The following is a 204-nucleotide window of genomic DNA, read 5'->3' on the forward strand; positions in this document are numbered from 1 at the left end:
GAGGAAGTTCGAGCCGCTGCTGCTGCTGCCGATTGGCTTCGGCGGCCTGCTGTCGAATATCCCGGAGGCCGGGCTGGCGCTGACCGCCCTGGAGAGCCTGCTGGCCCACCACGACGCCGGGCAGCTGGCGGTGATTGCCGCGAAGCTCCACTGTACGCCGGATGTCCACGCCATCAGGGAGGCGCTGGCGCTGGCCCTGCCGTC

Annotated in this window: 1 pseudogene; it reads left to right on the forward strand. The window is 70.6% G+C overall.

The window, feature by feature from the left end:
• Positions 1-204 (forward strand): annotated as a pseudogene (locus FQK12_RS05450) (oxaloacetate decarboxylase subunit beta); the annotation flags it as partial.

This window comes from Klebsiella sp. ME-303 (assembly GCF_007910085.1).
Lineage (GTDB): Bacteria > Pseudomonadota > Gammaproteobacteria > Enterobacterales > Enterobacteriaceae > Klebsiella > Klebsiella michiganensis.